Annotated in this window: 18 protein-coding genes and 1 pseudogene; 9 read left to right on the plus strand and 10 right to left on the minus strand. The window is 70.5% G+C overall.

The features are described 5' to 3' along the window. Positions 1-18: 18 nt before the first annotated feature. Both ppdK and OG352_RS14160 read right to left on the minus strand, forming a co-directional pair. Positions 19-2,748, minus strand: coding sequence for a pyruvate, phosphate dikinase (ppdK, locus tag OG352_RS14155; RefSeq protein ID WP_443072269.1), 2,730 nt, complete (start codon positions 2,746-2,748; stop codon positions 19-21). A 519-nt stretch (positions 2,749-3,267) separates the two neighbouring features. Then, complete coding sequence (locus OG352_RS14160) at positions 3,268-4,476, minus strand: ROK family protein (RefSeq protein WP_329217125.1); 1,209 nt, start codon at positions 4,474-4,476, stop codon at positions 3,268-3,270. Between the two features lie 120 nt (positions 4,477-4,596). Between OG352_RS14160 and OG352_RS14165 the strand changes: the two genes are divergently transcribed. The 3 genes from OG352_RS14165 to OG352_RS14175 all read left to right on the plus strand — a co-directional run bounded on the left by OG352_RS14165 (position 4,597) and on the right by OG352_RS14175 (position 10,566). Continuing rightward, positions 4,597-6,288 carry an MGH1-like glycoside hydrolase domain-containing protein gene (locus tag OG352_RS14165; protein ID WP_329217127.1) on the plus strand — a complete coding sequence of 564 codons (1,692 nt, stop codon included), beginning with the start codon at positions 4,597-4,599 and terminating at the stop codon, positions 6,286-6,288. Beyond that, positions 6,285-8,234, plus strand: coding sequence for an amylo-alpha-1,6-glucosidase (locus OG352_RS14170; protein ID WP_329217129.1), 1,950 nt, complete (start codon positions 6,285-6,287; stop codon positions 8,232-8,234). Before OG352_RS14165 ends, OG352_RS14170 begins: the two co-directional genes overlap by 4 nt. A 358-nt stretch (positions 8,235-8,592) precedes the next feature. Further along, positions 8,593-10,566 carry a CDP-alcohol phosphatidyltransferase gene (locus OG352_RS14175; RefSeq protein ID WP_329217130.1) on the plus strand — a complete coding sequence of 658 codons (1,974 nt, stop codon included), beginning with the start codon at positions 8,593-8,595 and terminating at the stop codon, positions 10,564-10,566. A gap of 15 nt (positions 10,567-10,581) precedes the next feature. Here OG352_RS14175 and dusB read toward each other — a convergent pair whose 3' ends face one another. Continuing rightward, positions 10,582-11,763 carry a tRNA dihydrouridine synthase DusB gene (gene dusB / locus OG352_RS14180; RefSeq protein ID WP_329217131.1) on the minus strand — a complete coding sequence of 394 codons (1,182 nt, stop codon included), beginning with the start codon at positions 11,761-11,763 and terminating at the stop codon, positions 10,582-10,584. A 64-nt stretch (positions 11,764-11,827) separates the two neighbouring features. Here dusB and OG352_RS14185 point away from each other — a divergent pair, with 64 nt between their 5' ends. Next, complete coding sequence (locus OG352_RS14185) at positions 11,828-13,276, plus strand: MFS transporter (RefSeq protein ID WP_329217132.1); 1,449 nt, start codon at positions 11,828-11,830, stop codon at positions 13,274-13,276. Here the strand turns inward: OG352_RS14185 and OG352_RS14190 are convergent. Next, positions 13,266-13,553, minus strand: coding sequence for an MmyB family transcriptional regulator (locus OG352_RS14190; protein ID WP_443072272.1), 288 nt, complete (start codon positions 13,551-13,553; stop codon positions 13,266-13,268). The genes OG352_RS14185 and OG352_RS14190 overlap by 11 nt on opposite strands. 40 nt (positions 13,554-13,593) lie before the next feature. Here OG352_RS14190 and OG352_RS14195 point away from each other — a divergent pair. After that, positions 13,594-13,779, plus strand: a pseudogene (locus OG352_RS14195) (MFS transporter); the annotation flags it as partial. An 82-nt stretch (positions 13,780-13,861) separates the two neighbouring features. Continuing rightward, on the plus strand, positions 13,862-14,080 hold the full coding sequence (locus OG352_RS14200; RefSeq protein WP_329217133.1) for a hypothetical protein: 219 nt from the start codon (positions 13,862-13,864) through the stop codon (positions 14,078-14,080). Between the two features lie 221 nt (positions 14,081-14,301). On the opposite strand, the gene OG352_RS14205 is transcribed toward OG352_RS14200, so the two are convergent. After that, positions 14,302-15,159: a helix-turn-helix domain-containing protein gene (locus tag OG352_RS14205; protein WP_329217134.1), complete on the minus strand. Its 858-nt coding sequence runs from the start codon at positions 15,157-15,159 to the stop codon at positions 14,302-14,304. Beyond that, a complete protein-coding gene (locus tag OG352_RS14210; RefSeq protein WP_329217136.1) occupies positions 15,146-15,481 on the minus strand; it encodes a hypothetical protein in 336 nt (111 codons plus the stop codon). The genes OG352_RS14205 and OG352_RS14210 overlap by 14 nt, the downstream gene beginning before the upstream one ends. 620 nt (positions 15,482-16,101) lie before the next feature. Between OG352_RS14210 and OG352_RS14215 the strand changes: the two genes are divergently transcribed. Next, complete coding sequence (locus tag OG352_RS14215; RefSeq protein ID WP_329217137.1) at positions 16,102-16,959, plus strand: hypothetical protein; 858 nt, start codon at positions 16,102-16,104, stop codon at positions 16,957-16,959. Then, positions 16,956-17,855: a hypothetical protein gene (locus OG352_RS14220; RefSeq protein ID WP_329217138.1), complete on the plus strand. Its 900-nt coding sequence runs from the start codon at positions 16,956-16,958 to the stop codon at positions 17,853-17,855. The genes OG352_RS14215 and OG352_RS14220 overlap by 4 nt, the downstream gene beginning before the upstream one ends. A gap of 11 nt (positions 17,856-17,866) precedes the next feature. Here the strand turns inward: OG352_RS14220 and OG352_RS14225 are convergent, their stop codons facing one another. Continuing rightward, positions 17,867-18,469 (minus strand): TetR family transcriptional regulator, encoded by a 603-nt coding sequence (locus OG352_RS14225; RefSeq protein ID WP_329217139.1) that lies wholly within the window; start codon positions 18,467-18,469, stop codon positions 17,867-17,869. Between the two features lie 25 nt (positions 18,470-18,494). After that, positions 18,495-19,499: an aldo/keto reductase gene (locus OG352_RS14230; RefSeq protein WP_329217140.1), complete on the minus strand. Its 1,005-nt coding sequence runs from the start codon at positions 19,497-19,499 to the stop codon at positions 18,495-18,497. Between the two features lie 151 nt (positions 19,500-19,650). On the opposite strand from OG352_RS14230, the gene OG352_RS14235 reads away from it, so the two are divergent. Further along, a complete protein-coding gene (locus tag OG352_RS14235; protein ID WP_329217142.1) occupies positions 19,651-20,766 on the plus strand; it encodes an endonuclease/exonuclease/phosphatase family protein in 1,116 nt (371 codons plus the stop codon). Here OG352_RS14235 and OG352_RS14240 read toward each other — a convergent pair. Together OG352_RS14240 and OG352_RS14245 are read right to left on the minus strand one after the other, a co-directional pair. Then, positions 20,745-21,026 (minus strand): DUF397 domain-containing protein, encoded by a 282-nt coding sequence (locus OG352_RS14240; RefSeq protein WP_329217143.1) that lies wholly within the window; start codon positions 21,024-21,026, stop codon positions 20,745-20,747. The genes OG352_RS14235 and OG352_RS14240 overlap by 22 nt on opposite strands. After that, on the minus strand, positions 21,008-21,850 hold the full coding sequence (locus OG352_RS14245) for a helix-turn-helix domain-containing protein (RefSeq protein WP_329217145.1): 843 nt from the start codon (positions 21,848-21,850) through the stop codon (positions 21,008-21,010). Before OG352_RS14245 ends, OG352_RS14240 begins: the two co-directional genes overlap by 19 nt. Positions 21,851-21,946: the final 96 nt, after the last annotated feature.

The raw sequence follows: 21,946 nt of genomic DNA on the forward strand, positions 1-21,946 counted from the left end.
TCGAAAGCGGGAGCGGGCTCAGCGATGGTCGCTGCCCGCCGACTGCGTGGCCGCCCGCCCCGCCTCCAGTCGGGCCACCGGGATGCGGAACGGGGAGCAGGAGACGTAGTCGAGGCCGACCTCGTGGAAGAAGTGGACCGACTCCGGGTCGCCGCCGTGTTCGCCGCAGACGCCGAGTTTGAGGTCGGGGCGGGTTCGGCGGCCCGCCTCGGCCGCGGACTTGACCAGGGAGCCGACGCCGTCGCGGTCGATGGTCTCGAACGGGGAGACGCCGAAGATGCCCTTCTCCAGGTAGGCCGTGAAGAAGCTGGCCTCGACGTCGTCGCGGCTGAAGCCCCACACCGTCTGGGTCAGGTCGTTCGTGCCGAAGGAGAAGAACTCCGCGGCCTCCGCGATCTGGCCCGCGGTGAGGGCCGCGCGCGGGAGTTCGATCATCGTGCCGATCGCCAGTTTCAGTTCGACGCCCGTCGCCGCCTCGACCTCCGCGACGACCTGGTCGGCCTCCTCGCGGACGATCTCCAGCTCCTGCACGGTGCCGACCAGCGGGATCATGATCTCGGCGCGCGGGTCGCCCTTGGCGTTCTTGCGTTCCGCCGCCGCCTCGGCGATGGCGCGGACCTGCATCGTGAACAGGCCCGGGATGACGAGGCCGAGCCGTACGCCGCGCAGGCCCAGCATCGGGTTCTGCTCGTGCAGGCGGTGGACCGCCTGAAGCAGGCGCAGGTCGTTCTCGTGGGACTCCTGGCGGGACTCCGCGAGCGCCACCCGCACCGACAGCTCGGTGATGTCGGGCAGGAACTCGTGCAGCGGCGGGTCCAGGAGGCGGACCGTCACCGGGAGGCCGTCCATCGCCTCGAAGAGTTCGATGAAGTCCTTCTTCTGGAGCGGCAGGAGCTGCTTCAGCGACTCCTCGCGCTCCGTCTCCGTGTCCGCCAGGATCAGGCGCTCCACCAGCTCGCGCCGGTCGCCGAGGAACATGTGCTCGGTACGGCACAGGCCGATGCCCTGGGCGCCGAAGCGCCGGGCGCGCAGCGCGTCCTCGGCGTTGTCGGCGTTCGCGCGCACCCGCAGCCGCCGCTTGCGGTCCGCGAAGGCCATGATGCGGTGGACGGCCTCCACCAGTTCGTCGGCGTCGTCCGCACCCGCGTGCATCCGGCCTTCGAAGTACTCCACCACGGGGGACGGCACGACCGGGACCTCGCCCAGGTAGACCTTTCCGGACGAGCCGTCGATGGAGATGACGTCGCCCTCCTCCACCACGTGGCCGCCCGGGACCGTCATCCGGCGGCGCTTGGTGTCGACCTCCAGCTCCTCCGCGCCGCAGACGCAGGTCTTGCCCATGCCGCGCGCGACCACGGCCGCGTGGGAGGTCTTGCCGCCGCGCGAGGTGAGGATGCCCTCGGCCGCGATCATGCCGTCGAGGTCGTCGGGGTTGGTCTCGCGGCGGACCAGGATGACCTTCTCGCCCGAGCGCGACCACTTCACGGCCGTGTACGAGTCGAACACCGCCTTGCCCACCGCCGCGCCCGGCGAGGCCGCGATGCCCCGGCCGACCTTCTCCACCTTCGCCTGCTCGTCGAAGCGAGGGAACATCAGCTGGGCGAGCTGGGCGCCGGTGACGCGCTGCAGCGCCTCCGTCTCGTCGATCAGGCCCTGGTCGACGAGTTGGGTGGCGATCCGGAAGGCCGCGCCCGCCGTGCGCTTGCCCACGCGCGTCTGGAGCATCCACAACTGGCCGCGCTCGATGGTGAACTCGATGTCGCAGAGGTCCTTGTAGTGGTTCTCCAGCGTCTCCATGATGCCGAGCAACTGGTCGTACGACTTCTTGTCGATCTGTTCCAGTTCGGCGAGCGGGACGGTGTTGCGGATGCCGGCGACGACGTCCTCGCCCTGGGCGTTCTGGAGGTAGTCGCCGTAGACGCCCTGGTGGCCGGAGGCGGGGTCACGGGTGAAGGCCACGCCCGTACCGGAGTCCGGGCCCAGGTTGCCGAAGACCATCGAGCAGACGTTGACGGCCGTGCCCAGGTCGCCCGGGATGCGCTCCTGGCGGCGGTAGAGCTTGGCGCGGTCGGTGTTCCAGGACTCGAAGACGGCCTTGACGGCGAGGTCCATCTGCTCGCGCGGGTCCTGCGGGAAGTCGCGGCCGGCCTCGGTCTTGACGATCTTCTTGAAGCGGGTGACCAGCTTCTTCAGGTCCGCCGCCTCCAGCTCGGTGTCGACGTGGACCTTCTTCGCCGTCTTCGCCGATTCGAGGGCGTCCTCGAAGAGTTCGCCGCCGACGCCCAGGACCGTCTTGCCGAACATCTGGATCAGCCGGCGGTAGGAGTCCCACGCGAAGCGGTCGTCGCCGGACTGCCTGGCCAGGCCCTGGACCGACTTGTCCGACAGCCCGATGTTCAGGACCGTGTCCATCATGCCCGGCATCGAGAACTTCGCGCCCGAGCGGACGGAGACCAGGAGCGGGTCGTCCGACTGGCCGAGCTTCTTGCCCATCCGCTGTTCGAGGGCGTCGAGGTGCGCACTCACCTCGTCACGCAGTGCCGCCGGCTCCTCGCCGCTGTCGAGGTAGACCTTGCAGGCCTCGGTGGTGATCGTGAAACCGGGAGGGACGGGAAGGCCCAGGTTGGTCATCTCGGCGAGGTTCGCACCCTTGCCGCCGAGGAGGTCCTTGAGGTCCTTGTTGCCCTCGGTGAAGTCGTAAACGAACTTCACCACGTGGGAATCCTGGGGATCTTTGTTTTCCGACACGGGTCTCGACTCCTCGAGGACGCGGTGGCTGCCCTGACGGCCAGGAACATACCCAGATCGAAGGCTCCTGGGTACGTCCACTTGCGCGTCATGTGCCTGTAACCAGCAGTCCGCCAGCGGATTGAAAGTCAAGGCTTGGCAAGTCCAGGGCAGCGGATGTTTTCACTTCTTGAACGCGAGCACCCCTCTCTCCGCCCCACCATCGCTCACATGAGCATAGAGTGCCACGTTTGATTTCGATCGATGAACGATCAAGGGGTGGCACCCAGTGCCACCCCTTGGAGAAGTGCAATCGATCGCAGGTGCGCTCATCTGAGCATTACCCCCCTCAAGGGTGGCGAGAATCACGCCGCCGCACGGCCCCGGATTTCACCATGCGGACGCCGTCCCGGACAGGAAAGCCGAGGGAAACACCCTCGTCACGCAGAGGGAGACACCCTCATCACACGCAGGGAGGCACCCTCGTCACCCGGAGGGAGACCCGCCACAACAAGCGTCCCTCGTCACAACGAGCGTCCCTCACACCCCCAGCGCCAGCAACCGCTCCTCGACCCGCTCCGGCGCGTACAGGTGCTCCACGACCAGCGCACCCGCCCCCACCAGTGCCGCCCGCTCCCCCAGCCGCGAGGTCACGACGTCCAGATGGGCTGTGGAGCGGGGCAGCGCCCGCTGGTAGAGCAGCTCGCGCACGCCCGTGAGGAAGGCGGTTCCGGCCAGATCCCCGGCGATCATCAGGACCCCGGGGTTCAGCAGCGTCACGACCGTCGCCAGTACGTCCCCGACCCGGCGCCCCGCCTCCCGGGCCAGCGCCGCCGCCTCGGGGTGCCCGGCGGCGAGCAGATCACGCACGTCCGAGCCCGAGGACGCCGGAACGCCCGACTCCGCGAGCCGTCGCGCCACGGCGCCACCACTGGCGACGGCCGCGAGACAGCCGTAGGAGCCGCAGCGGCACAGCGCCTCCGCGCCCACCCGGATGTGCCCGATGTCGCCGGCGCCGCCGTCGACGCCCCGGAAGATCGAGCCGTCGACCACGACCCCGGCGCCGATGCCCGTGGACACCTTGACCAGCACGAACGCCGAGCAGTCGGGGTGCCCGGTGCGCTGTTCGCCGTACGCCATGAGGTTCGCGTCGTTGTCGACGAGGACGGGCACGGGCCGGGCCCTCGCACCCTCGCCCGTGTGCTCGGTGAAGGCCCTGGCCAGGCGGCTTCGTATGTCGTAGCCGTCCCAGCCCGGCATGATCGGCGGCTGCACGACCCGGCCCGTCTCGCTGTCGACGGGGCCGGGGACGGCGAGCCCGATGCCGCAGACCTCGTCCGGCCGGTGGCCCGCCTTCTCCAGCAACTCGGCGAACCAGCCGCCGAGTTCGCCGAGTACGGCGTCCGGGCCGTCCTCGATGACGAGCGTGCCGCCGTGCTCGGCCAGGATCTCGCCGGTCAGCGTCAGGACGGCGGCGCGGGCGTGCCGGGTGTCCAGGTCGGCCGCCAGGACGACCGCGTGGGCGTCGTCGAACTCCAGGGTGATCGAGGGGCGTCCGCCGAGCGGGGAGTCGACCGGGCCGCCGGCGCCCTCGCGCAGCCAGCCCGCGCGGAAGAGGCGGTCGAGGCGCTGGCCGACGGTGGCGCGGGACAGTCCGGTGGCCTGCTGGAGGGCGCCGCGCGTGGTCGCCCGCCCGCTGCGCACCAGTTCGAGCAGATCGCCGGCACGAGCCTGGCCGCGTCCGGTCATGCGCACCCCCTTGTGTTTCTCAAGCTTGCATTACATATTGAGTTTTGCGTGTTAAATAGACGTAACCCTACGGTAGCCACTGCCGAACCAGTCGGCCTTGTCGTCTTCGGGGAGCCCCGAGTGGATCGCACCGCCCAGCTCATCGCCCGCCCGGCGGAGTACGCCGTTGCATACGATCCGGCGGTCGATCCGGCGGCTCCGCCAGGTCCGTCGGGTCCGCCGCACGTCAGGACACCGCACCTCAGGGCGCTGCACACCGGCGCGGTGGACGTGCTGGAGGGCAACTGGACGGGGACGTCGACGGTCCCCTCCCGCCATCTGTACCCGCACCAGTGGTCCTGGGACTCGGCGTTCATCGCGATCGGGCTGCGGCACGTCTCGCCGCACCGGGCGCAGACGGAGCTGGAGACGCTGCTGGCCGCCCAGTGGGGCGACGGGCGTGTCCCGCACATCGTCTTCAACCCCTCCGTACCGCTCGACGCGTACTTCCCGAGCCCCGACTTCTGGCGCTCCTCGACCGCGGGCCGCGCCGCGGGCGCCCCGCGCACCGTACAGACCTCCGGCATCGTGCAGCCACCGGTGCACGCGCTCGCGGCCTGGCTGGTGCACCGCGCCGACCCGGGGCTCTCGCGGGCGCGCGGCTTCCTGGCCCGGGTCTACCCGCGGCTGGCCGCCTGGCACCGCTATCTGCTGCACCGGCGGGACCTGGGCGGCGGCGGGCTGGTGTCGGTCGTCCACCCGTGGGAGCAGGGGATGGACAACGCGCCGTCCTGGGACGCGCCGCTCGCCCGGGTCACCCCGGCCCCGACCCGCTCCTTCCGGCGCGCCGACCTCGACCACGGGGCCGCGGACGACCGTCCGACGGACCTGGACTACGGGCGGTACGTGCGACTGGCGACGGAGTACCGGGACGGCGGCTACGCCGACGGGGGCGAGGGCGGGGGCCGGGAGTTCGCCGTCGAGGACCCCTCCTTCAACGCGCTGCTCATCGCCTCCGAACACGCCCTCGCGCGCATCGCGCAGGAACTGGGCGCACCGGGCACGGCCCGCCACGCACGCGCGGAACGCCTGACGGCGGCGCTGGTGGAGCGGCTGTGGGACCCGACGGAGGGCATGTTCTTCTGCCGCGACGTGCGAGACGAACGAGGTGGGCGGGGCGACCGAGGCGGGCGAGATGAACGAGGTGGGCGGGGCGAACAGGGCGGGCGAGATGAACGAGGTGGGCGGGGCGAACGGGGCGGGCCGGGCGGCGGGTTGATCCCCGAGCGCGGGGTCTCCGGGCTCGTCCCGCTCCTCCTGCCCGGGCTGCCGCGCGAGGTGGTGACGGCCCTCGTACGCACGCTGCGCGGCCCGCACTTCGGTCTCGGTACGACGACCCGACTCGTCCCCAGTTACGACCTGCTCGGCGAGGCCTTCGACCCGCACCGCTACTGGCGCGGCCCCGCCTGGTTCAACACGAGCTGGCTGCTGGAGCGGGGCCTCAGGCTGCACGGCAAGCAGGCCGACGCGGACGCGCTGCGCCTGGCCGTGCTGGACATCGCGGCCGGCTCGGACTTCGCGGAGTACGTCGACCCGTACACCGGCGAGGCGTGCGGCGCGACCGGCTTCAGCTGGACCGCCGCACTCACGCTCGACCTGCTGCACGGCGGCGACCCGCCGCACGGCAGCGACGTACCGCACGGCGACGACCTGCTGCACGGCAACGACCTATCGCACAGCGGTGACCTGTCACACGGCAGCGACTCGCCGCACAGCAGCGACCTGCCGCACCGCAACGAAGCGATCGCGCTCAAGGGAGGGGACCAGGGATGACCGACCGGCATCATCTGCTCGTGTACGGCGGGACGTTCGCCGCCGTGGGCGACCGCGGGGACATCAGCGGCGTAGGGGGCTCCGGCGCGGCCTCCGGATCCCCGGAGGGGTTATTCGTCCGGGACGCCCGGCACCTCAGCCGCTGGCAGTTGACCATCGACGGCGCCGTACCGGAGGCGCTCTCGCCGGTCGCGGAGGGGGACACCACGCGGTGCGTGCTCGTGCCGCGCGGCGGTCGCAACGAGCCGCCGTCCTGCACGATTTTCCGTGAACAGGCCGTCGGGGACAGCTCGTTCGTGGAGTCGCTGCGGGTCGTCAGCAACCGTCCGGTGCCGACGACGGTCCGCCTCGCGGTCACCGCCGACGCCGACTTCACCGACCAGTTCGAGCTTCGCTCCGACCACCGTACGTACGCGAAGACCGGGGTCGTCCGCCGCCGCCAAGTCATGGACGACGGGGTGGAGTTCACGTACCAGCGCGGCGAGTGGATGTCCCGCACGACGGTGACGGCCGAGCCCGCGCCGGACGGCGTCGAGGAGACCGGCACCGGCGCGCGTCGTCTGGTGTGGAAGCTGGAGCTCGAGCCGCACGGCTCGGCCGAGTTGACCCTGCGGGTGATGGCCCGGCCGCACGGTGAGAAGCGGGCCCTGCGGGTGCCCCGCTCCCCGGCCGCGGTGGCCGATCAACTCCGGGCGCTGGAGGGCGAGTTCGTGGAGGGCGTGGCCTTCCCGACCGGCTGGCCCGAACTGGCCGCCGCCTGCGCCCGCGGTCTCGCGGACCTGGCCGCGCTCCAGGTCCAGGCGACCGGCCCGGACGGCGAGGAACTGCGCGTCCCGGCGGCGGGCGCCCCCTGGTTCCTGACCCTGCTGGGCCGCGACGCCCTCCTCACCTCCCTGTTCACCCTCCCCTACCGGCCCGGTCCGGCCGCCGCCACGCTGCGGGCGCTGGCCGCCGGCCAGGCGACCGAGACCGGCCGGGAGTCGGTGTCCCAGCCCGGCAAGATCGTGCACGAGGTGCGGCACGGCGAACTCGCCCACTTCGGGCAGGTCCCGTTCGGCCGCTACTACGGCTCGGTGGACGCGACGCCGCTGTTCCTCGTCCTGCTCGGCGCGTACGTCGAGCAGACCGGCGACACGCGGCTGGCCCGCCGCCTGGAGCCGAACGCGCGGGCGGCGATCGGCTGGATGCTGGACCACGGCGGACTCACCTCCCGCGGCTACCTGGTCTACCGCGCCGACCAGGGCGGCCTCGCCAACCAGAACTGGAAGGACTCCCCCGGCGCGATCTGCTCCGCCGACGGCACCCGGGCCGGTGGGCCGGTGATGGCGGCGGGGGCTCAGGGGTACGCGTACGACGCGCTGCGCCGCACGGCGTGGGTGGCGCGGACGGCGTGGGAGGACGAGAAGTACGCGGCGCTGCTGGAGCAGGCCGCCGCCGACCTCCGCGACCGCTTCCAGCGTGACTTCTGGATGCCGGGCCGCTCCTTCCCGGCGCTCGCGCTGGACGGCCAGGGCCGCCAGGTCGACGCGCTCGCGTCGGACGCCGGCCACCTGCTCTGGTCGGGGCTGCTGGACAAGGAGTACGGCGAGATCGTCGGCCGGCGTCTCCTGGAACCCGACTTCTTCTCCGGCTGGGGCGTCCGCACCCTGGCCTCCGGCCAACCGGCGTACCACCCGCTCTCCTACCACCGCGGTTCGGTCTGGCCGCACGACAACGCGCTGATCACGCTGGGCCTGGCCCGCTACGGCCTGCACGACGAGGCCCGCACGGTCGCCCACGCGCTGGTCGACGCGGCGACGGCGACCGGCCACCGGCTCCCCGAGGTCCTCGCCGGCTACGGCCGCGACACCCACACGGAGCCGGTCCCGTACCCCCACGCATGCGTACGGGAATCCCGCTCGGCAGCGGCCCCGTTGGCACTGCTCACGGCGGTCGGCGGAGCGTAACGCTGCGCTCGGCTCGGGCGGGGCTTGGCTTCGGCCTGGCTTGGTGCTTGGCTTGGGCCTGGCTCCGTGCTCGGCGTGGTGCTTGGTCTGGGCTCGCTTGGTGCTTGGCGTGGCGTTTGCACGGTGTTTGCCGAGGCCTGGCCGGGGCCCCTGAACGCGGGCCGAGGGCAGGCCGTACGAAACTGTGGCGGATCCACCCCACACCGGATCCGCCGAACCGCCGGGCTTCGTACGGAAGGACCCTCGGGTGCCTGTCTCCACTCACTCATCCCACCTGCCTGAACCGAAAGACCCCGAGGACAACACCGCGACGGGTACGGCGACGCCGGAAACGGGGGCGCCGGAGGTGGCCGAGCCGGTGACGGGAACCCCTGAGGCCCCGGAGGCGGAGACCCCGGAGGCGCAGGCCCCGGAGGCGACGGCTCCCCAGCCGGTGGCCGCCGAGGCAGAAACGCCGGGGACGACGGACCCGGAGACCTCAGCAGAGGCCCCGGAGCCGGCAGTCTCGGAGACGGTGGCCCCGGAGACGGTGGCCCCGGAGACGGGCGGCGCTGAGGCGGCTCCCCCGGAGCCGGCGTCCTCCGAGTCAGCGGCCGTCGGGCCAAAGGCGGCCGCCGTCGGCGAAGGGGAGCGGGACCGGCCTCGTGGGGTCAAGGGGCGTGTTGCGTACTGGCGGGGGTGGCGGGGGCGGCATCCGCAGGCCGCTCGGGCGGTGCGGTGGGGGGTGACTGTTCTGTGTCTGGTGCTTGTGCTCGGGGCGCTGGTGTTGCCGAACCGTCTCTTCTCGGTCCACGTGAGCCGGTTCCTGCGGCTGCCGGGTGAGGCGATCATCGGCGCGGCCGTGCTGCTGGTCCTGCCGCGCCGGCCGCGGGTGGCGCTGGCGGCGCTGGCCGGCGCCGCGCTCGGGGCGCTGACCGTGCTGAACCTGCTCGACATGGGGTTCGTGGAGTACCTGGGCCGCGACTTCAACCTCGTCCTGGACTGGGGTCTGCTGGACGACGCCCAGTCGTACGTGGCGGACTCGATGGGCGGGACGGTCGCGATCGCCGCGGCGGTCGGCGTCGTCCTGCTCGTCGTCCTGGTCATGGTGCTCATGGCGCTGGCGACGGTCCGGCTCAGCGGGCTGCTGGCGAGTGACACCCTGCGGGCGACCCGGGGCACACTGGTCGCGGGCACCGCCTGGATCACCTGCTCGGTGCTCGGTCTGCAGTTCGCCGGGGCGCCGGTCGCCTCCGACCAGGTCGCGCACACGCTCGCCTCCGAGGCCAAGCGGGTCCGCGACACCCTCCGGGACGAGGCCGCGTTCGGGAAGGTGGCGCGCAGTGACACGTTCGGGGCCACGCCGGCCGATCAGCTCGTGCCGGATCTGCGGGGCAAGGACATGATCTTCACGTTCATCGAGAGCTACGGCCGCAGTGCCATCGAGGACCCGGTCATGGCGCCGGGCGTCGACAAGACCCTCGACGCGAGCACGCAGGCCCTGGCGAAGGCCGGCTTCCACGCGAAGAGCGGCTGGCTGACCTCGGCGACGTACGGCGGCAGCAGTTGGCTCGGCCACTCCACCACCCTGTCCGGGCTGTGGGTCGACAACCAGCAGCGCTACCGCACGGTGATGGCGAGCGACCACCTGTCCCTGACCAAAGCGTTCCAGAAGACGGGCGCCTGGGACACGGTGGGTGTCATGCCGGGCGTGCAGAAGGGCTGGCCGGAGGCGAAGTTCTACGGCCTGGACAAGGTCTACAACGCGTTCCAGATGGGTTACCAGGGACCGAAGTTCAGCTGGTCCACGATGCCGGACCAGTACGCCCTGGAGGCGTTCCAGCGGCTGGAGCACGGCCGCGCGAACCGTGACAAGCCGCTCATGGGGGAGATCATCCTGACCTCCAGCCACCAGCCCTGGGCGCCGATCCCGAAGATGGTCGGCTGGGACGAGCTCGGCGACGGTTCGGTCTTCGACGGCATCGAGAAGGCCGGCAAGAAGGCGTCCGACGTCATCGCCGACAGCGCCAAGTCCAAGGAGGAGTACGGCAAGTCGATCCAGTACTCGGTGACCGCCCTCACCCAGTGGCTGGAGCGCTACGGCACCGACGACACCGTCCTGGTCTTCCTCGGCGACCACCAGCCGATAGCGCGGGTCAGCGGCGACAACGCCAGCCGTGACGTGCCGATCTCGGTCGTCGCCAAGGACCCGAAGGTCCTCGACAAGATCGCCGCCTGGAACTGGACGGACGGCCTGAAGCCGGCCCACAACGCCCCGGTGTGGAAGATGGACGCGTTCCGCGACAAGTTCCTGACGGCATACGGCTCGACCCCGCACCCGAGCAACGGCTGAGCTTCTTCAGGGGCGTCAGCCCCCGGAGGTGTCCAGTTCCGCGTCCTCGCTCACGCCCGCGCAGTCGTACGGGTCCTTGAGCCAGCCGTCCGGGAGGACGACGCGGTTGTTGCCGGACGTGCGGCCGCGGGGGCCGTCGGCGCCGGTGGGCCAGGGCTGGGCGAGGTCCAACTCGTCGAGGCCGGTGCGGAGTTCCTCCAGGGAGGACGTGATGGCCAGGCGCTTACGCATCTCGCTGCCGACCGCGAAGCCCTTCAGGTACCAGGCGACGTGCTTGCGGAAGTCGATGACCCCGCGCGCCTCGTCGCCGATCCACTCGCCGAGGAGGGTGGCATGGCGGACCATGACGTCGGCGACCTCCCCGAGGGACGGGCGCGCGACGTCGTCCGTACGGCCCTCGAAGGCGGCCACCAGGTCCGCGAACAGCCATGGCCGGCCGAGGCACCCGCGCCCCACGACCACCCCGTCGCAGCCGGTCTCGCGGACCATCCGCAGCGCGTCCCGCGCCGACCAGATGTCGCCGTTGCCGAGGACGGGGATCTCCGGGACGTGCTCCTTGAGGCGGGCGATCGCCTCCCAGTCGGCCGTGCCGCCGTAGTGCTGGGCGGCGGTGCGGCCGTGCAGGGCGATGGACGTCACGCCCTCCTCGACGGCGATGCGGCCGGCGTCGAGGTAGGTGATGTGGTCGTCGTCGATGCCCTTGCGCATCTTCATCGTCACCGGGAGGTCGCCGGCCCCGCTCACCGCCTCCCGCAGGATGGCGCGCAGCAGGTGCCGCTTGTAGGGGAGGGCGGATCCGCCGCCCTTCCTGGTCACCTTCGGGACCGGGCAGCCGAAGTTCAGGTCGATGTGGTCGGCGAGGCCCTCCTCCGCGATCATGCGGACGGCCTTGCCGACGGTTGCCGGGTCGACGCCGTACAGCTGGATCGAGCGCGGCTTCTCGGTCGCGTCGAAGTGGATCAGCTGCATGGTCTTCTCGTTGCGCTCGACCAGCGCCCGGGTCGTGATCATCTCGCTCACGAACAGCCCCTTGCCACCGCTGGCTCCATCCTTTGATTCGCCTCCGGCGAAGGACCTGCACAGCGTGCGGAAAGGCGCGTTGGTGATCCCGGCCATCGGGGCCAGGACGACGGGCGGCTGGACGGCGTGCGGGCCGATCTGGAGGGTCCGGTGCTCGGTGGGCGCGGTCGTGGGCATTGCCCCATTCTCACTTACCGGACCGACTGCGGCGAAATTCATTAGTTAGGCGTACTATTCACGCATGCCCGAGCTCAGCCCCCGTCGGCGGCTCCTCGTTCTCGCGATCTGCTGCATGAGCCTGCTGATCGTGAGCCTGGACGTCACCGTCCTGAACGTGGCCCTGCCCGCGATGCAGCGCGACCTGCACGCCACCACCGCCGGCCTCCAGTGGACGATCGACGCGTACACCCTCGTCCTGGCCGCGCTGCTGATGCTCGCGGGCTCGACCGCCGACCGGATCGGCCGCAGACAGGTCTTCATGGCCGGCCTGGTCGTGTTCTCGCTGGGCTCGCTGCTGTGTTCCCTCGCGCCGAACCTGGAGCTGCTGATCGCGGCACGCATGGTGCAGGCGGTCGGCGGTTCGATGCTGAACCCGGTCGCCATGTCGATCATCACCAACACCTTCACCGCCCCGCGCGAGCGCGCCCGGGCGATCGGGGTGTGGGGCGCGGTCGTCGGCATATCGATGGCCGCGGGCCCGCTGCTGGGCGGACTGCTGGTGGAGTCCGTGGGCTGGCGCTCCATCTTCTGGCTCAACCTGCCGGTCGGCCTGGTGGCCCTCCTGGCGACCCTGCGCTACGTCCCCGAGTCCCGCGCGCCGAAGGCCCGCCGCCCCGACCCCGTCGGCCAGTTGCTCGTCATCACCCTCTTCGGCTCCCTGACGTACGCGATCATCGAGGCGCCGGAGGCGGGCGCGACGACCAGCGGCCCCTTCGCCGCCGTCGCGCTGGCCGCGCTGCTGGGCCTGCTCCGGTACGAGCCCCGGCGCGACGAACCCCTCATCGACCTGCGCTTCTTCCGCTCGGTTCCGTTCAGCGGGGCGACGGTGGTGGCGATCAGCGCGTTCGCCGCGCTCGGCGGGTTCCTCTTCCTCTCCACCCTGTACCTGCAGAACGTACGGGGCCTGGACGCCCTGCACGCGGGCCTGTGGATGCTGCCGATGGCCGTCCCGACGTTCCTGTGCGCCCCGCTGTCCGGCCGGCTGGTCGGCACCCGGGGCCCACGGCTGCCGCTGCTCATCGCGGGGATCGCGATGACGGCGAGCGGCGTGCTGTTCGCCGCCTTCGACGCGGAGACGTCCGACACGACCCTGTTCCTCGGGTACGTCCTGTTCGGCATCGGCTTCGGATTCGTGAACGCGCCGATCACCAACACGGCGGTGTCGGGCATGCCTCGCAGCCAGGCGGGCGTCGCGGCGGCGGTCGCCTCCACCAGCCGCCAGCTCGGCCAGACCCTGGGCGTCGCGGTCGTCGGCGCGGTCCTGGCGGCGGGCGTGAGCACGTCGTCCTACCGCGACACGTTCGTCTCCGCCGCCGTCCCCGGCTGGTGGATCCTCACCGGCTGCGGCCTGTCCGTCCTGATCCTGGGCGCCGTCACCACGGGGGCCTGGGCCCGGCGCACGGCGGAACGCACCGCACGGCAACTGGAGGCACCGGAGATCCGGGAGACGGCGCCGAGCGTCAGCGCGTGACGCCGCCGCTGTCCCCGGCGGCGGCGTGGAGCACGTCGTCGCCGTGAAGCGCGTACAGCTTCTCCAGGCGCGCCCGGGTCTCCGCGTCCACCGGTACGTACGTCACCATGCGGGCTTCGCATTCCGGGGTCAGCCACATGTCGGTGTGAGTGAGGGTGAGGAGGCCGACGTCGGCGTTGCGGAACTGTTTGGTCCTGTTGCGGGTCGCGACGACCTCGTAGCGCTCCCAGTTCTCGCGGAACTCCGGGGACTCCGTCTGCAGGCGCTTGACCAGCATCTTCCAGGCCGGCTCGGAGAGATGGCCGCCATGGAGGCGCGGAGTTCGGCGGCCATCCCAACAGGCCTCGCTGGCACTGGGCGTGGCGACCCTCGGCACCCTGTTCCTCTCCCTGGTACCGGGGTCGGGCATGCGGGACGCCCTGGTGACCACGATGGCCGTGCAGTTGGGCGGGGTGGTCGTGACGGCACTGCTGAGCCTGCGACTGCCGCGCAAGGTCGGCTGAGGCAGGCCGCGTTGGGGGACGGCTCGGACAACTCGTCGGGCCGGAAGCCCTGTTGATGTTCGGCGTGCCGCACACTCGTCGAATGCCAGAGATCAGCACGAGCAAGGTGAGCCGCTGGGACCAGCACGGGCGGCAGCACGTCGTCCGGGTGCGGCGCGCCGGAGTACAGCGCACGATCAGGTGTGACACGTGCGGCTGGCGCAAGGGGGCGCAGTTCCTGCCCTGGCTGAAGGCGGAGGAGCATCTCGCCGAGGCCCACCAGGCGACGGTGGACCCCTCGGAGGGCCGCGAGTCGCGGTGACTCCCCGAGCGGAACTCGCGCCGGAAGGCCGGCGGCCCATGAGTACGTCGCCGACGGCACCGTCCCGGGGGCGGTGGGCCCGGTGGCCCCGGCGTGGTGCGGAACTCCGCTGAGATCTCCCGTTTCCGGGCGCACATGACGCGGCCGTCCTTCACGTTTCGAACCCCGGAACGGCCCGGCGCGCGTGCGCGTGCCGGGCCGTTCCATGAGCTGTGGAGGTGTTACCCCCTCCTGTCCAGGTAGATCTGAAGGATCATGAGGAGCAGCGTCACGAGGCTCAGGAACCTGTCGAAGTCGATGCTCCTGACGCTCCTTCCGAAGCCCCTCAGCCGGGTGTCGTCGGGGGGTGACCAGGTCCCTTGCACCGGGGAGAGCCGCAGCCGGGTCGCGGTGTTGTGCCATTCGTGGATGTAGCGCTGGTCGACATCGCAGGCCACCAGGAAGGCGTGCAGTGTCTCGGTGGTGGGGAGAGCCGGGCCTTCCAGGACGGAACGGATGTCCCGTAGGCCCAGGGTGCGTTTTTTGCGGCGGGCGGTGGCCTTTATCTGGTCGTCCGACAGGTCCCTCCGGAGATCGTTCAGGAGATCGCGGAATTCGGCGGCCGTAGTGCACAGGCCGAGAGCCATGCGTCCCGCGTCGACGTCGAGCGCGCCCGGGACGGGTGCCTGCTGCTGACGGTTCAGCTCGTCCTGGACGAGTTGCCTGATGGAGAGACGGCGTTGCTGTTCAGGATCGAGCGCCGGCTCCTCATCGGTCGTCGAGTCGGAGGCACGGGCCGCAGCGAGATCGGCCTGTGCCTGCGCGGCGCTCTCATACAGGGATTTCCAGTGGTTCCAGTGGTGCTCGCGGTTCTCTTCGGTGATCTCGACGCACGCCTGCACGAACGCCCAGGTGATCTCCCACGTCGGCAAGCTCTTGCCCGAGGCGGCCTTGGACAGAGAAGCGGTGGAGCAGTGGGCCAGAGGGGCGAGCGCCCGGTAGGACAGCCCGGCGGTGTGCTTGATCTCCCGGAGCGAACTGGCGAGCTGCGCCAGTTGGACCGTGGCCTGAGGGTGGATGGGGTCGTCAGCTCGAGGCATCTGCGGCCGTCCCGAGCTCGTTGGCGGGCCGGGCGGGCGAAAGCGGGACGGGCGAAAGCGGCCAGAGAGCCGCGGTCGCACCGGCGACGTTCAGCCCGAGGGAGACGGCCTCCACCGGGGACAGACCCGCGGTGAGGCCGACGCAGCCGGTGCCGACGCCGGTCGCCGTGTAGATGGAGAGTTTGCGGACGGTCCCGGCGTGACGCCGGGCCGCGCCCGCGAGACGGCGAGCCGTCCGGCGAAGCGCGGCGGGCCACTGGGGGACCGGCCAACGGGGAGAGGGGAGACAGATCCCCCCGAGGGGATGAAGCAGGTACTGCATGCTCGTTCCTCCGTGATCGCGCGGAGCACGGGGCCCTTGAGCTGGCTGCGATCACAGATCTGCGCAAGGACCCCGTGTACCTCGGATGCGCCACCGGGAGCGCCAACTCCCTTGCGGTGGTGCGATGTGACGGTCACTAGTGTTGCGGGGCCCCACATACCTGTACAGAGTTCTATGTCCGTCCTTCGACCACCCTTCCCGCCGCGGATGCTGAACAACGGGTTCACGCAGCTCACAGCCCTGCCGACCCCCTCGACGGGGTTGTTAACGAACTAACATGGCCTTCGCTCCCCTGAACGGCCATGATGGAGACCAGTCAGCCTCGTGCTGGCATCAGCGCTGGTCCCTACCTCGGACACGCTGTGACAAGAAGTCCGCGCCAACGGGCTTCTACGGGCCCGCCCTGCTTTAAGAACACTCGCGGTCAGCCACCGAGTGTCCTTAAATCAGGGCGGGCCCTTCCCGTTGCACTCCGGCCATGGCGTACCCGCGCCACCAGGTCACCACCGCCGTTCGTGGGGCAGGCTGGAGAAAATCCGGAGAGTATGGGACCCCGTCTGGCGACGCACGGCGGAGTAACCCGGGAGGAAAAGTGCGAAACCTCCCCTTACTCTCCGAATATGCCCCCTACGCGTGCCCGCTTCAGCATCATGGCGACGGTCCTCGGCCTGGTGGCGGTGCTCGGCATCGTGTGGCTGGTCAGATCCGCCACCACCAACAGCGAGAACACCGCCGGCGTGGACACCACCAACTCCACCGACACGCCGGACGGCACCGCCACGGACGGCGGCGGCACTCCGGACGGGGGCAGGGACAGCGGGGGGACGCCGAACGGCGGTAAGTCGCCTGGGGGCGGTAAGACGCCGGGAGGCAGTCGGCCTGCCGTTCACCTGAACGGCGTAAATCTTCAAGGCGGCGGAGACCTCGACGGCTGTGTGACCGTCATCAACAAGACGTCCACCCCTGTGGACATCGAGAGCGTCTCCTTCGTCATCGTCCACGGGCCGCCGGGGAAGGCGACAGTCGGCTCCGACAACGGCGCGCACTGCTTCAACGAGGAAGGGGACGAGAAGCCCGGCCCTCCCTGCCTCGGCCACCGGCTGATCGAGGGCAAGCAGTGCCTGACGGGCGCGGTCCTCGCACCAAACGCAAAGCCAGGCGAGTACACGATCGACACAGTGATCGACGCAAGCGTCCTGTGCGACAACGACCAGATCAATCCGTGCAACTACGTGAAGGACTGGCACGGTCCGCCGCCCACCCCGCAGGCCCCTGTGCAGGTCCAGATCTCAAGGTTCACCAGCGAGAGACTCCGGTCGACGATCGTGGTCGAGGGCACAGGCCCCTCCCCGTCCGAGGACTCGTCCTCGCCGGACACCCCATCCGTCCCCGAGATCTCCCCCTCACCCGAGGTCGACAACCCGCCGCTCCCCGACACCTCCCCCTCCCTGGGGGACGAGGAGGACGAGGGGGAATGACGGACACGGACCCGCCGGAACCCGGGTCCGCCGTCGCGGCCCGCGTTCGGCAGCTCGCGGAGGCGCTGGGCCCGGCGACGCTGGCGACCGCGCTGCTGTTCTACTTCGGCTACGTCGCCACCCGCGCGCGGTACGCCTACTTCGGCGTGCCCGTGGACATGACCGGCCGGTCCAACCAGGATCTGATGCTGGACGGCCTGGAGGTGGTCTTCGTCCCGGCGACCATGATCTTCCTCGGCATCATGACCCTCATCGGGATCCACGCCCTCACCCTGTGGCTGCTGTCCCGCGACGCCGACGCGGGGGACGACACCTCCGCCGCCACGTTTCTCGCGTACGGCTTCCTCCTCGTCGGCGTCCTGCTGATCGGCAGGGCGCTGATCGGCATCTTCGTCCAGGGCCCCGAGGTCAGCGTGATCATCGGCGCCACCCCGCTGTCGCTGGCCTTCGGGCCGGCGGCGGTGGCGTACGGCGTCTGGATCCACGGACGGCGGCGCGGGCGTCCGGTGCTGCCGCTGCACCTGGCCAGGAACGGCGTGATGTGCGCGCTCGCGCTGGGCGTGGCCGGGCTGTTCTGGGCGTCGACCCAACTGGCGTGGGCGTACGGCACGGGACGGGGCAAGCAGGACGCGGCCGCTCTCGCCGACCGCCCCGAGGTCGTCGTCGACACCAAGGAGCCGCTGGACGGTCTGCCCACGGGCGTGACCGCCGCCCGGCTCGGAACGGCCGGGGAGAGCGTGCGGACGTTCCGCCACCGGTACCGGGGCTTCCGGCTGCTGATGGCGTCCGGCGGACAACTGTTCCTGGTGACCCCGCAATGGATGTCCGGCCGGGACCAGACCGTCGTCCTGCCCTACGGGGACGACATCCGGGTGCAGCTCATCCCTCAGAACTGAAGTCGGGACTGTCAGGGCTGCTGCTGGGCCCGCAGCCCCAGCAGCAGCAGTTCCACCAGCGCCCTGAAGTCGTCCTGCGCGCCCGGCTGTTCCCACTCCTGGGAGTAGGAGGGGTCGTGGAAGCGGCCGGTGGCCTGGAAGACGGCTCGGGCGGTGGCCGGGGGGTCGGGGGTCGCGAAAGTGCCCGACTCCACGCCTGCCTCGATGATCAGGGTCAGCTGGCCGGTGAGGTCGTCGATGTGGTCGGTGACCGTCGAGCCGATCTCGGGGACCAGGACCATGTACGTGGCGAACAGTTCGGGGTCGTCGCCCGCCTTGCGGCGCTTGGCGTCGAAGAGCTCCGCGAGCCAGTCGCGCAGCCGGGCGTCGGGGGCGCGGGTCTCGTCGGCGGTGATGCCGGAGAGGGTCTGCGAGGTGCGGTCCAGCCACCGTTTCGTGACCGCCTCGCGCAGCGCCGCCTTCGTACGGAAGTGACGGTAGACGCTGCCGTGGCTGACGCCGAGCGCGCGGGCCACGTCGACCACGGTGGCCTTGGCGGGGCCGTGGCGGCGCAGCACCTCCTCGGTCGCCTCGAGGATGCGCTCGGCGGTCAGGGTCTCGGTGGTCGGTGCCATGCTCAGACCGTACCTGGCATGGGGATCACGCTTCGAGGTGAGCCATCTGGGCCGCCGGGTAGCGGTCGCCGGCGGCGGCGTCGGCCGGGACCGCCTCCTCGATCGCGGCGAGGTCGGCCGCGTCGAGCGTGACCTCCAGCGCGCCGAGCGACTCCGCGAGCTGCGCGCGGGTCCGCGCGCCGACGAGGGGCACGATGTCCTCGCCCCGGCTGAGCACCCAGGCGATCGCGATCTGCGCGACGGAGACGTCCTTCTGCTCGGCGATCTTCCGCAGGGCGTCCACCAGGGTCAGGTTGTGCTGGAGGTTGTCGCCCTGGAAGCGCGGGGACACGGCCCGCCAGTCGTTCGCCGCGAGCTGCCGGCCGGCCGTGAAGTGGCCGGAGATCAGACCCCGGGAGAGGACGCCGTACGCGGTGACGGCGATGCCCAGCTCACGCGTGACCGGCAGGACCTCCCGCTCGATGTCCCGCGAGATCAGCGCGTACTCGAACTGGAGGTCAGAGATCGGCGCCGTGGCGGCGGCCCTGCGGATCGTCTCGACGCCGACCTCGCTGAGGCCGATGTGCCGGACGTACCCCTGCTCGACCAGTTCGGCGATCGCGCCGACCGTCTCCTCGATCGGTACGGCCGGGTCGAGCCGGGCGATGCGGTAGACGTCGATGTGGTCGACGCCGAGGCGCTGGAGCGAGTAGGCCGCGAAGTTCTTCACGGCTGCCGGACGGCCGTCCATGCCGTTCCAGCCGCCGTCCGGGGCGCGCAGGGCGCCGAACTTCACGCTGACCTGCGCCTGTTCGCGGCGGGCGGCGGGAGCGGAGCGCAGGGCTTCGCCGATCAGCAGCTCGTTGTGACCCATGGCGTAGAAGTCGCCGGTGTCCAGCAGCGTCACGCCGGCCTCCAGGGCCGCGTGGATCGTCGCGATCGACTCGGTCCGGTCCGCGTCGCCGTACATCGGGGACATGCCCATGCAGCCGAGGCCGAGGGCGGAGACCTGGGGGCCGGTGGTTCCGAGAGTGCGCGTGTGGATCGTCATGCCCATCAGCATGGCATGACAGGTGACAGATTTCAATATCTGTCACCTGTCAGCCGTCGTCTGCCATCCGTCATCCGTCATCCGATAGTTGTCAGCAGGACACGGTTCGTGTCCGCTCGGAGAATGTGAGGTACCGAAGAGGAGGTACGTCATGACGATCCGTATCGCCACGTTCAACATGGAGAACCTGTTCCGCCGGCCCACGGCCTTCCGCCTCGCGGACCCGGTGGAGCGCAAGGACATCCTCGACGACTTCGCCGCGCTGGCCGCGCTACTCGACCTGCCGGTGTACCGGGACCAGGACAAGACGGAGATCGCCCGGCTCATCAAGAAGCACCGGGCGTACGACACCGACCCGAAGAACCCGCCGCCGCCGATCTTCGTCAACCAGTCCCGCCCGGGTAAGGACTCCGGGCTGTTCAAGACGTCCGGGTCGGGACGCAGAACCAGTGTCGAGGTCACCGCCAAGGGCCGTGGGGCGTGGGCGGGTTGGGTCGAACTGGGGCAGGACGACCTCGACCTGGACGTGGTGCGCAACACCGGCCGGGTGGTCTCGGAGGTCGACGCCGACATCCTGCTCACCGTGGAGGTCGAGGACCGGCTCGCCCTTGAGCGCTTCAACACGCAGGTACTGGCCGGGGCGCTCGGCCGGCGGCCCTACCCCTACGCCCTGCTGATCGACGGCAACGACAGCCGGGGCATCGACATCGGGATCCTCAGCCGGCACCCGATCACGTCCGTCCGGTCCCACCTCTTCGACACCAACCCGGACCGTCCCGACCAGCGCCTCTTCAGCCGGGACTGCCCCGAGTTCGAGATCCAGCTCAACGGCACGCCCCTGGTGATCCTCGGCAACCACCTGAAGAGCAAGTCCCACGACGATCCGGAACTGCGGCTGGCCCAGGCAAGGCGGGTCGCGGAGATCTACCGGGCCGCGCTGGAGCGCACCCCGCACGTCATCGTCGCCGGGGACCTCAACGACGACCCGGACAGCGACACGGCCAGGACGCTGGAGGGCACCGGGCTGCGGGACGTGATGAGTCACCGGTCCTACCGCGGCCTCCCCGGCACGCACGGGGAGTGCGAGAGCGAGCGGGACAAGCTCGACTACCTGCTGCTGGCACCGGAGTTGTGGCAGGAGGTGCAGCACGTCGGCCTGGAGACCCGCGGCATCTTCGCGGACGGCATCAAGGCCTTCGACACCGTGACGTCGAAGGCCGACGCGGCGTCCGACCACGCGGCGCTCTACGCGGACGTCGACCTGTAGGAACCGATGAAGGCCCCCCAGGCCGCCGCCCCGAACACGAGCGCGGCCCGGGCGGGTGCCTTGCTGTCCCGGACGGGGACGAGGGAGGGGAGGTTGTCGGCGAATTCGAGGCACTGGCCGCCGTCCGAGTTGCTGTGACTGCTCTTACGCCAGGCCACAGTGCGGAGGAGGTCGTCAGAAACTTCTACGCAGTTACCGCCGTCGGTGTTGCTGTAGGAGCTCTTGCGCCACGTCACGCTGCTCAGGTCGATGGCTCGCACGGCAAATCCTCCAACATACGCAAGATGAACGACCGCGACTCGGCTGGGCTCAACGCCAGGTCACGTACCGCATCATATGTGCGGTGAAGACGCTCAACCTTGCCTGATTCCTCGATCAGTTCGCCGCGTACGTCGTTTTCGGTATAGGCCACGGTCCGACCATCCAGCAGCCGCAGGAACATCGTGTCCGTGTTCATCAGACCGTGCGGGCCGGTACCGAACGGCAGCACATGGACAGTGGCGTTCGGGCGTTCCGCCACCTCCAGCAGGTACTCCAACTGACACCGCCATTCCCGAGCGTCACGCAGCGACATCCGCAGCACAGCCTCGGAGAGGATCGCCCGGAACGGAGGGGCTTCGTCCCCCTCCAGCAGCTTCCGCCGACTCGTACGCGCCTCGATCTGCTGCTCCAGTTCCGCCCCTTTGAAGCCGCCCGCCACAAGCGCTTCACGCACGTAACCATCTGTCTGAAACAGACCCGGGGGCGCGCTGACCGAGTACTGCCACAGCCCGACGGCCTCCCCCTCGAAGTTCATGTACCGCCGGTACTGCTCTTTGAACTGCGACAGGTCCGCGATCGCCAGCTCCCACAACGTGAGCAGCATCGGCCCTGTCCCGTAGTACTGGTCCAGGGCCTCCACGACCTCCGGACTCCCCAGGTTCTGCCCGCTCTCCATCTTCCCGAAGGTCGACGCGGTCCAGCCCAGCACCTCTTCCAACTGCCGCAGGCTGTCCCCCTTCTCGGCCCGGAGTAAGCGCAGTTCCTCCGCGAACCGTCGCCGAGGGTCCTGACTCCGTCCCGTGACCGCACGCCTCGCCGGCATCTCACTCCTCTTCGCGTTTGTGGATTTTGCGCCGCCGGATGAGCCCCTAGCCCCCGCCCACGGCATGTCGCACCTGCGCCGGGGTCATTCTTACGA

This window comes from Streptomyces sp. NBC_01485 (genome assembly GCF_036227125.1).
GTDB lineage: Bacteria > Actinomycetota > Actinomycetes > Streptomycetales > Streptomycetaceae > Streptomyces.